Raw genomic sequence first — 10,773 nt, forward strand, 5'->3', positions numbered from 1 at the left:
GTTTTTAATAAGTGTGTTAAATGTTTAACAATGTTTATCAAAATATTTTTAAGCTTTTCCAGTGGCAGACCTTGCAAATTTTAAATCGTGTATTTCAAAAAGCAAAATTCTCACTCGGTACTGGGACCTTTTCAAGGATTTCATTAATCACGTCTGACACTTTTGTATTTTTAATTATATATTGATTCTTAAGAAGTATCCTGTGGCTGAGGATAAAAGGAGCTAAGTACTTAACAAAATCAGGAAGAACAAAATCATAGCCTCGGACAGCTGCAAGGCTTTGCGATGCACGCATAAGAGCAATGAAGCTTCTGTTGCTTGCAGGAAGCTGAATCATTTCGTGTTCTCTTGTGCTTTGACAAATTTCGTATATATAAGATAGAATATCTTCGTTTACATACACCTCTTTTATCTTTTCTTGAATCATTATTACCTCATCCTTGGCTACAACAGGTTCTATACTATCGAGAGGATTTTTTTCTCTGAACCTTGTGAGCATCTGGATAGTCTCTTCTTTGTTTGTGTATCCTAAACTGAGCTTTATCAAGAACCTGTCAAGCTGTGCCTCAGGAAGAGGATATGTTCCCTGGATTTCAATGGGGTTTTGAGTAGCAATAACAAAAAAGGGGTCTTCTAACTTATGTGTGATACCGTCAATTGTCACCTGTCTTTCTTCCATACATTCAAGAAGACTTGACTGTGTTCTCGGAGTTGCCCTGTTTATTTCATCAGCCAGCAGTATATTTGTAAAAATTGGACCTGGTCTGAACTCAAACTCTTGGGTTTTCATGTTGAAGTAGTATATCCCTGTGAGGTCTGATGGTAGAAGGTCTGGTGTGAACTGAATTCTTTTGAAACTGCAATCTATGGATTTTGCAAGAGCCTTTGATAACATTGTTTTTCCTGTGCCCGGCACGTCCTCTAAAAGAACATGACCGCCAGCAAAAAGAGATGTTATTACAAGCTCAATTTGAGCTTCTTTTCCAACAATCACCTTTGATATGTTTTGGATAATCCTTCTTGCAACGTTGGCTATCTCCATTTCTCATTCCTACCCTCTTTTTAAATCTTTTTATTAAAATTTTGACCTTACTATGTTTTATTTAAACTTACATGCCCTACCTACAAAATTATTTTACCTCTTTTATGTAGTTATTTCAATGAACTGGGATCAAGTTAAACTTACAAAATATTGAGAGCTGTTTTATCGAAAATGTGCAAAAACAAAGCAGAAATTTGTATACCAATAACTTAACAAAGTGAGATACAATATTGTCATGTAAACAATTTCAAAGGAGGCATAAAAGGTGGCGAACGAAATTTTGGGAACAGATGTTGTTGTGCAGATAGGAATAATTGTTAGAGATATTGAAAGGACTGCAAGAGATTTTGCTAAATTTTTTGGAGTTGAAATGCCCCAAATTATTATAACTGAAGAGTATGAAAAAACACACACAGAATATAAAGGAAATCCTACAAATGCCAGAGCAAAACTTGCATTTTTCAGAAACTTCAAAAACATAGAGATTGAGCTGATTGAGCCAGATGAGAATCCTTCTACATGGAGAGAGTTTTTGGAAACTCACGGTGAGGGTATTCACCATATAGGTGTGTTTGTAAAGAACATGGATGAGAAGATTGAAAATCTTAAAAAAGAAGGAATTGATGTTGTTCAAAAAGGGGATTACACAGGCGGAAGATATGCTTACATGGAAAGTACCAATAAGCTCAAATTCATCTTAGAACTTTTGGAGAACTTTTGAAATATTTTTTTGTGGAAGAGGGGAGTAAGAATATGAAAAGGATCTTGGCTTTGGTTGGAGATTTTTACCACAGCCATGACAACCTGCTCAAAGCCTTGAAGCAAGCCACAGATGCTGCTTTAGATAACTGCGAGATAATAGATGCATCAATTGAAAACTTTGAGCAATTTCTTCTACAAAACCCGAATGCAATTGTAATCTCTGCAGAAAACAGGATAAATCCACAGGATGAAGCTGTAAGGTGCTGGATGACAGAAAATGTGGCAAAGAGAATAAAAGAGTATGTTGAAGGCGGTGGAAGGCTTTTTGTATGGCACTCAGGGCTTGCTTCATACCCTGAAGAGGGAGAATTTTGCAAACTTGTGAGAGGGTATTTCAAGTTTCATCCAGAGAATCATAAACCTGTAAGATATTACTCTTCCCGTGAAGCTACTCTTGACAACAAAGAGTTTGATTTTGAAATTATGGATGAACACTATTTTGTTTTTTGCGACAAGGACAATACCAATATCTATCTTTACTCTGAATCGGAGGACGGCAGTTCAATTGCAGGGTGGTGGCACAATTTTGGCAAGGGCAAAGTAGTTGCATTAACTCCTGCTCACAGAGAAGATGGGCTTTTAGATAATAATTTCCAGGAACTTCTCAAAGCAGTTTTGACCCTTCTTTTCAAGTAGGACTTTCAAAAAAGCAAATAAGAATTCACAGGGGCTTGTCCAATTTCAGCTTTGGATAAGCCCTTTTTTAAAAAACAATTGACAGAATATAAAAAAACAATTAATATAGAAATATAAAGTGAACGATTAAGTAACCCATTTACTAAACTTTTAAGTGAGCTGGTGAAAAAATGGATATTACAAGGTTTAAGGAAGATTTAAAAGCTCATCTTGAAGAAAAGATAATACCGTTTTGGCAAAGTTTAAAGGACGATGAATTTGGTGGCTACTATGGATATATGGACTTTAATCTTAACATTCACAGAAAAGCTCAAAAAGGTTGCATTTTGAACTCGAGGATATTGTGGTTTTTCTCAGCGTGTTACAATATTCTTAAAAATGAAAAGTGCAAAGAGCTGGCTTCACATGCATTTGAATTTTTAAAAAACAAGTTTTGGGACAAAGACTATGATGGACTTTTCTGGAGTGTATCCCATGAAGGTAAGCCACTTGATATGACAAAACATGTCTATGTTCAGGCTTTTGGCATGTACGGGCTTTCTGAGTACTATGAAGCATCTGGGGATGAAGAAGCTCTTCATATGGCTAAGAGGCTTTTCGAGATTTTAGAGACAAAATGCAAAAGGGAAAATGGATACACAGAACAGTTTGAGAGAAACTGGCAAGAAAAAGAAAACAGGTTTTTGAGCGAAAATGGAGTAATTGCCTCAAAAACAATGAATACACATCTTCATGTACTGGAGAGCTACACAAACCTCTACAGGGTTTTGAAGCTTGATGATGTGTATGAAGCGCTTGAGTGGATTGTAAGACTCTTTGTTGACAAGATTTACAAAAAAGGAACAGGTCACTTCAAGGTATTTTGCGATGACAACTGGAACGAACTTATAAAAGCAGTATCATATGGACATGACATTGAAGCAAGCTGGCTTTTAGACCAAGCTGCCAAGTATCTGAAGGATGAAAAGTTAAAAGAGGAGGTTGAAAAGCTCGCATTAGAGGTTGCCCAGATAACTTTAAAAGAAGCCTTTGATGGTCAAAGTCTTATAAATGAAATGATAGAAGATAGGATTGACAGGAGTAAAATCTGGTGGGTTGAAGCAGAGACGGTTGTTGGATTTTTCAATGCATATCAAAAGACAAAAGAGGAAAAATATTTAGTTGCAGCCATCAAGACATGGGAGTTCATAAAAGAGCATCTTGTTGACAGAAGAAAGAACTCTGAATGGCTGTGGAAGGTAAATGAGGATTTAGAAGCTGTAAATATGCCAATTGTTGAGCAATGGAAGTGCCCATATCACAATGGCAGAATGTGTTTGGAGATAATAAAAAGGGTTGACTAAAAGTTTCGAGCTTGACCCTGTAAAGTTACAGAGAAATAAAGTATAATAGAAAGTAAAAAAGAAAAGGCTTATAAAGCCTTATTTGAAGGGGTAAAAAGTTGCTATGAACAAAAGAGTTACCATAAAAGATATTGCCGAAAAGCTTGGTGTTTCCAAAGTAACAGTGTCAAAGGCGCTCAAAGACAGCCCTGATATCAGTTCATCCCTGAAAGAGAAAATCATAAAGACTGCCCAGGAGATGGGTTACATCTACAACGCAAAAGGCAGGATGTTAAGAGAAAACCTAACGTATTCCGTCGGTGTGATATCGTCAGAAAAGTATTATGGCAAAGACGACTATTTCTACATAGATCTTTACAAGCATCTTTCAAACAGCTTAGAGAAGCTCGGCTTTACAACAACCTTCAACATCATAAGCCAGTCAGACGAAAATGAACTATCTGTCCCCAACGCGCTTTTGGAACAGAAGGTAGACGGTGTTGTTATTTTAGGTCAGATGAGTTTTGACTACATTCAAAAGATTTTAAGTTATAATTACCCGACAGTATTTTTGGACTTTTACTGTGACAAGTTTAACGTTGACTGTGTCATTACAGACAACTTTTACGCAACATACGAGATAACCAACATGCTAATAGAGCATGGTCACACTAAAATTGGATTTGTAGGGAACATCTATGCAACAAGCAGTATCCAGGACAGGTTCCTGGGCTTTTACAAGGCGCTTTTGGAGAACAAGATAGATCTCAACAAGGACTGGATAATAAAAGACAGGGATGACAACAACAATTTCATAGATATTGTATTGCCCAAAAACCTTCCGACGGCATTTGTCTGTAACTGTGACAAGACTGCTTATCTTACTATAGAAAAGCTTAAATCAAGTGGCTACAAGGTGCCGGATGATGTGTCAGTGGTGGGATTTGATGACAGTCTTCACGCAGTGCTCTCGCAGCCTAAAATTACCACCGTCCGCGTGAATTTGGAAGAGATGGGCAGAAGAACAGCCAAGATGATGGTTGAAAAGATAAAGCAAGGAGAAAAGCATTACGGCAAGATGCTCATAAAAGGCAAAATTATCGTAAGAGAGTCAGTTAAGGCTTTGAAATAATACTTTTTCAAGATGGTCGGGTAAAATTTTAAATTCACATAAATCAAAAAATATGGAGGAGGAAAGATCTAATGGATATTAAAATTATAGGGCAATCACTTCCAAACATGCCATGGGAAGAAAGACCAAAAGACTGCAAGGATATTGTATGGAGGTCTAAACACAACCCGATTATCAAGAGAAATCAGGCAAAAGATGCAAATAGCATCTTCAACAGTGCGGTTGTTCCATTCAAAGATGGGTTTGCAGGTGTTTTCAGGGTAGATGACAGGGCAAGAAGAATGAACATCAGACGTGGGTTTAGCAAGGATGGTTACAACTGGGAGATTGACGATGAACCAATCAACTTCATCCAGCAGACAAGAGACCCGCTTGTAAGTGAGTATAAATACGACCCAAGAGTAACTTTCATAGAAGATAGATACTATATCACATGGTGTAATGGCTATCATGGACCGACAATTGGTGTTGGCTATACATTCGACTTTGAAAAGTTCTATCAGATTGAAAATGCGTTTTTGCCATACAACAGAAACGGTGTGCTTTTCCCAAGAAAGATAAACGGCAAATACGCGATGCTTTCCCGCCCATCAGATACGGGGCACACACCATTTGGTGATATATTCTACAGCGAAAGCCCTGATATGATTCACTGGGGCTGCCACAGGCATGTAATGTCAGCAGGCTACACACCTTGGCAATCACTCAAAATAGGAGCAGGGCCAACGCCAATTGAGACAAGCGAAGGCTGGCTTTTGATTTATCACGGAGTGCTACTTTCTTGCAACGGGTATGTATATAGCTTTGGTGCAGCACTTTTGGACTTAGAAAAACCATGGATTGTAAAGGCAAGGTCAAAATCTTATCTTCTTTCACCGCAGGAGTACTATGAATGCGTGGGTGACGTTCCAAATGTAGCATTTCCATGCGCAGCACTCTGTGACGCAAGCACAGGAAGACTTGCAATATACTATGGAGGCGCTGACACTGTTGTAAACCTTGCTTTTGCTTATGTTCAGGATATAATTGAACTTCTCATGAGAGAAAGTCAGGAATAATAAAAATATGGAGGATAAAAACATACAAAAAAGGCCGGCAGTAGAACAAAACTGCTGGCCTTTTTGATTTTGTGATGTTTTCCAAACTTGAAATTGGTTTATTTACTGGTAAAGTAAAATCTAAAATCTGCGGTATAAAATATTAAGTTTCTCGGGTTGTTAAATATGCACCACAAATTTTATAATGAACATGTAGTTGTTTTGCAGTTTTTCTATACAAAAATTACATTCTAAAAAGGAGGATTGATTATGTTTAAAAGAAGGGTTGCTTTATTGGTTGCTATTGCCTTTTTGATGACCATCATTGTTCCAGGGTTTTTAAGTGCTCCAACAAAGGCAATAGCAGCGTCCAAGAAACCAATAGTTTTTAAGATTTACTGGGGAGATTCTAACGCAGAGCCGGTTGACGTGTGGAAGACACCGATTGGTAAAAAGGTTGAACAGATCACAGGTGTACGGCTCCAGTTTGAGTTTATTGTTGGCAGTGACGAGGAAACAAAGGCAGGTATCATGCTTGCAAGTGGTGACTTGCCGGATTTAATCAATGCACACAACGTTGTAAACAAGTTCATTGAAGCAGGAGCTTTAGTTCCGATGGATAATTACATTGCTAAGTACGGCAAGAACATCAAAAAGTGGTATGATACAAAAGCGCTTAAAAAACTCAAATATCCAAAGGATGGGCACATTTACTATCTCACACCTTTCAGAGAAGAGTCTGACCCGCTCTATTCGTTTGCTGGGTTCTGGCTACCTATATACGTTCTCAAAGAGAACAAATGGCCAGTTGTAAGGGACATTGACACATATTTTAAGATTGTAAAAGATGCTGTCAAGAAACATCCAACATACAATGGAAAGCCGACGATTGGTTTTACAGCGCTGACTGACAGCTGGAGAATTTATGTACTGATGCAGCAGCCACTCAGACTTGAAGGCTATCCAAACGATGGTGGCTGGCTTATTGACGAAAAGACAGGTGTTGTAAAAGACAGCTATACAATGCCATATGCAAAGACATATTACAAGATTTTAAATCAGATGTGGAACGAAGGGCTTCTTGACAAAGAGATGTTCTCACAAAACTATGACCAGTACTTAGCAAAGATTTCGTCAGGTAGGGTTGTTGGTTTTTACGATGAAAGATGGCAGATTCAATCAGCTATTGATTCTCTTGAGAAACAAAAACTCTATGACAGAATTCCAATCGCAATGCCAGTTTTGAAAAAAGGTGTGAAGAGAGACAAATACAACGTTGTCACAATGGGAACAGGTGCTGGCATTTCAATTACAAAGAAGTGCAAAGACCCGGTTGCAGCGTTCAAGTTCTTGGACAGAATGGCACAGGAAGACATCTTGAAACTTATCAACTGGGGTATCCAGGGCCAGGACTACTATGTGAAGAATGGAAAGATGTACAAGACTGCACAGCAGATTCAAAACTACATGAACCCAGATTACAGAAAGAAACAAGGCATTGGCGGAAATATCTGGTTTGCATTCCCAAGACCACCGTTTGATTGGACATATTCAGACAAGAGCGGAAAGATTTCTTGGGACTATTCAGACCAAGCTTTAGAAGCAAGATATAAACCATATGAGAAAGAGGTTTTAAAAGCATATAAGATTAAGTCATTCAAAGATTTATTCTCACCAACATGGAACTCACCGTATGGATATGGTTGGGATATCAAGCTTCCAGACGATCTGCAGGCAATCCAGAACCAAGCTGATGACCTGCAAAGAAGATACATCACAAAAGCTATAATGGCAAAACCGGGTGAGTATGATAAGATTTGGAATGAATACCTGAGTAAGATGAAGAGGATTCCTCTCAAGAAAGTAATTGACTTTAGACAAAAGGAGATTCAGAGAAGACTCAAAGAGTGGAACTAATTGGTATTTTGGAGTTTGGTATTTTAAAGCTCACGGGACACCTAATTCTACAGGTGTTCCGTGAGTATTTAGTTTAATTGACTCAACAAGCTTTTAAGGAGGAAATCTAAGATGCAGTCATCTAAGAAAGGATTCTTTTCAACAATCTACAACCAACGCCAGCTAATTGTTTTAACATTTCCTTTTTTGATTATGGTACTGATCTTTAACTACTTTCCCCTGTGGGGCTGGCTTTTAGCATTTAAAGATTACAAACCATACCTTGGTTTTCAAAAGTCAGAGTGGGTTGGATTTAAAAACTTTGTAGACCTGTTTTCAGATGTTTATTTTTTCCAGGCGCTTAGAAATACCCTGGTCATAAGCTGTTTGAAACTCATATTCAACTTTTTGTCATCCATTACCTTTGCCATACTTTTGAATGAGGTAAAAAACATGTTATTTAAAAGGACAGTGCAGACAATTTCCTATCTTCCACACTTTGTTTCATGGGTTGTTGCAGCAAACATTATATACACAGTACTTTCACCTGACTATGGAATAATAAACGAGCTTCTTGTCAAATTACATATTCTAAAAGAGCCAGTTAACTTTTTAGGCGAACCTCAATATTTCTGGTTCATAGCACCAATTACTGAGGTTTGGAAAGAGATGGGTTGGAACGCAATTATATACTTAGCAGCAATGACAAATATCGACCCGCAACTTTATGAGGCTGCAAGCATAGACGGTGCAGGCAGGCTAAAGAGAATATGGTATATAACCTTGCCAGGTATTCTACCCACAGTCAAGATTCTTCTTATCATGAACGTTGGGTGGATTTTGAACGCTGGGTTTGAGCAGATGTACCTTTTGCAAAGACCATCAACATTGGATTATTCAGATATCCTTGAGACATACATCTTAAGATATGGTATTGGCAGTGGAAGATGGTCATATGCAACAGCAGCAGGTATTTTCAACTCTGTTGTAAGCCTTATTCTGGTTACAACTGCAAACAAGATAGCATCTAAGATTGGCGAAGGTGAAAGGGTATTTTAAAAATCTTTATTGAGAGGTGTTTTAGAAAGTGCAGACATCAGCAAAGTACAGGACAACAGAGGATTTGATCATTGACATTGTGGTATATACAGTCATGATAATCGTGATGATTGCTACTTTATATCCTTTTTGGAATATACTTGCGATTTCTCTTAACGATGCGCTTGACTCCATAAGAGGTGGAATATATCTGTGGCCAAGAAAATTTACACTTAACAACTATAGAGTCATCCTCAGCAATCCTGACATATACCATGCAACGCTTATATCAGTTTTGAGGGCTGTCATAGGGAGCATCACAAATGTTCTTTCATGTTTGATGGTTGCGTATGGAATTAGCCGAAAGGACTATATATTCAGAAAGTTTATATCCAGAGTTATAGTGTTTACAATGTATTTTAGCGGCGGTCTTATTCCCACATACCTTCTTATGAAAAATCTTCATCTTGTTGGAACGTTCTGGGTGTACATTTTGCCTGGTATGGTAAGCGCGTTCAATATAATTGTGATAAGAAGCTATATAGACGGGCTTCCTCAAAGTCTTATTGAGTCAGCAAAGATTGACGGTGCGAGCGAATACAGGATACTTTTTCAGATTATAATGCCACTTTGCCTTCCTGTTTTGGCAACTGTGACACTTTGGGTTGCGGTTGGTCAGTGGAATGCATGGTTTGACACATTCCTGTATAACTCCGGTAAGCCAGAACTTTCAACCTTGCAATTTGAGCTTCAAAAGATATTACAGTCTGTTCAATCTGCATCAACAAACCCCGACTTTTCAGCATCACTTACATCTTCTGGTAGGACTGTGACACCAACTGCTATCCGTGCAACCATGACAATCGTTGCAACAGTACCCATACTTTTTGTATATCCATTCCTGCAAAGATATTTTATTCATGGTCTTACAATTGGTAGTATAAAAGAGTAACAAGAAGTATGGTATAATTAAATCAATATCCACATGCCTGAAAGAAACTGGGAAGACTCATGGGCAAAATTGTTAAAATTTTGAACAATATTCCGCTGTTTAAGAAGATATTTTCCATATTTTTTATATTTGTATTTATTCCACTTTTAATTTTAAGCAGCCAATTTATCTCGCAGATTGATTTTTATATAAACGATAAGCTCCACAGCCAGCTTGAAAATGCATCAAATATGACAATTTCGAATTTCAAGAAAGCTATTGAGCTTGCAATCAATCTTGCGTATACCATATATTCGGACCCGAGAGTAATTGAGACTGTAAATACCCGGTACTTGTCTGTTGAGGAGTTTTATGATGCGTACGAGAAGAACATAAAACCCATACTTCAAAACGCAAGAATACTGTATCCTCAGATTTCGCAAATAACAATATACAGTGATAATCCTACCATACTTAATGCCGATGGACTTGCATTTTTGACAGATGAATATAAGAAGTTTTTTCAAAAAAGAGAAAAAAAGCACAATAATCTCTATGTGCTAAGTGGTCTTGAGAATGAAAGACCATATGTTTCAATTGTGCTAAATCTCAACTTTTATGAACAGTATGTTCCGAAATACCAAAATAGCACATTTAAAAAATTTTTGAGAATTGACCTAAACAGAGTTTATCTTAACAGTATTTTGAGCACGTTTAAAGATGGTCACATATTTATAGCAGATGAAAAAGACACAGTATATTTTAGTGATCTTTTGTATTACAATCAGATTGGAAGACTCAGCGACCTTTTGAAGGAAGAGAAAAATCAAACCATTGTGTTTGAAAAGCTTCTATCAACAGAGATTCCTTACTTTGAAAACTGGAGATACATTGTTACAACCAACAATAGTGGAATATCAAAGAGGCTATTTGAACATCAGAGAAATTACCTTGCAATTGTGGTTTTGTGTTTTGTA

General features: G+C 37.5%; 9 protein-coding genes and 1 pseudogene. 9 read left to right on the forward strand and 1 reads right to left on the reverse strand.

Annotated features, from left to right (window positions below):
• Positions 1 to 94: 94 nt before the first annotated feature.
• Positions 95 to 1,042, reverse strand: coding sequence for an AAA family ATPase (locus H964_RS06595; protein ID WP_039765902.1), 948 nt, complete (start codon positions 1,040 to 1,042; stop codon positions 95 to 97).
• 265 nt (positions 1,043 to 1,307) lie between these two features.
• Here H964_RS06595 and H964_RS06600 point away from each other — a divergent pair, with 265 nt between their 5' ends.
• The 9 genes and pseudogenes from H964_RS06600 to H964_RS06640 form a co-directional block, all read left to right on the forward strand.
• Complete coding sequence (locus H964_RS06600; RefSeq protein WP_039765904.1) at positions 1,308 to 1,763, forward strand: VOC family protein; 456 nt, start codon at positions 1,308 to 1,310, stop codon at positions 1,761 to 1,763.
• 32 nt (positions 1,764 to 1,795) lie between these two features.
• A complete protein-coding gene (locus tag H964_RS06605; protein WP_039765906.1) occupies positions 1,796 to 2,440 on the forward strand; it encodes a ThuA domain-containing protein in 645 nt (214 codons plus the stop codon).
• 170 nt (positions 2,441 to 2,610) lie between these two features.
• The gene (locus H964_RS06610) at positions 2,611 to 3,783 is read left to right on the forward strand and encodes an AGE family epimerase/isomerase (RefSeq protein ID WP_039765908.1); all 1,173 of its coding nucleotides are present in this window, start codon (positions 2,611 to 2,613) and stop codon (positions 3,781 to 3,783) included.
• 103 nt (positions 3,784 to 3,886) lie between these two features.
• The gene (locus H964_RS06615) at positions 3,887 to 4,894 is read left to right on the forward strand and encodes a substrate-binding domain-containing protein (protein WP_039765910.1); all 1,008 of its coding nucleotides are present in this window, start codon (positions 3,887 to 3,889) and stop codon (positions 4,892 to 4,894) included.
• Between the two features lie 71 nt (positions 4,895 to 4,965).
• On the forward strand, positions 4,966 to 5,952 hold the full coding sequence (locus tag H964_RS06620; protein WP_039765913.1) for a glycoside hydrolase family 130 protein: 987 nt from the start codon (positions 4,966 to 4,968) through the stop codon (positions 5,950 to 5,952).
• Positions 5,953 to 6,201: 249 nt separating this feature from the next.
• Positions 6,202 to 7,848, forward strand: coding sequence for an ABC transporter substrate-binding protein (locus tag H964_RS06625; RefSeq protein ID WP_039765915.1), 1,647 nt, complete (start codon positions 6,202 to 6,204; stop codon positions 7,846 to 7,848).
• A 111-nt stretch (positions 7,849 to 7,959) separates the two neighbouring features.
• Positions 7,960 to 8,886 carry an ABC transporter permease gene (locus H964_RS06630; RefSeq protein WP_011915907.1) on the forward strand — a complete coding sequence of 309 codons (927 nt, stop codon included), beginning with the start codon at positions 7,960 to 7,962 and terminating at the stop codon, positions 8,884 to 8,886.
• A 28-nt stretch (positions 8,887 to 8,914) separates the two neighbouring features.
• Complete coding sequence (locus H964_RS06635; protein WP_039765918.1) at positions 8,915 to 9,817, forward strand: carbohydrate ABC transporter permease; 903 nt, start codon at positions 8,915 to 8,917, stop codon at positions 9,815 to 9,817.
• A 59-nt stretch (positions 9,818 to 9,876) separates the two neighbouring features.
• Positions 9,877 to 10,773: pseudogene (locus tag H964_RS06640) on the forward strand (sensor histidine kinase); the annotation flags it as partial.

It is taken from the genome of Caldicellulosiruptor sp. F32, assembly GCF_000404025.1.
Taxonomy (GTDB): Bacteria; Bacillota; Thermoanaerobacteria; order Caldicellulosiruptorales; family Caldicellulosiruptoraceae; genus Caldicellulosiruptor; species Caldicellulosiruptor saccharolyticus.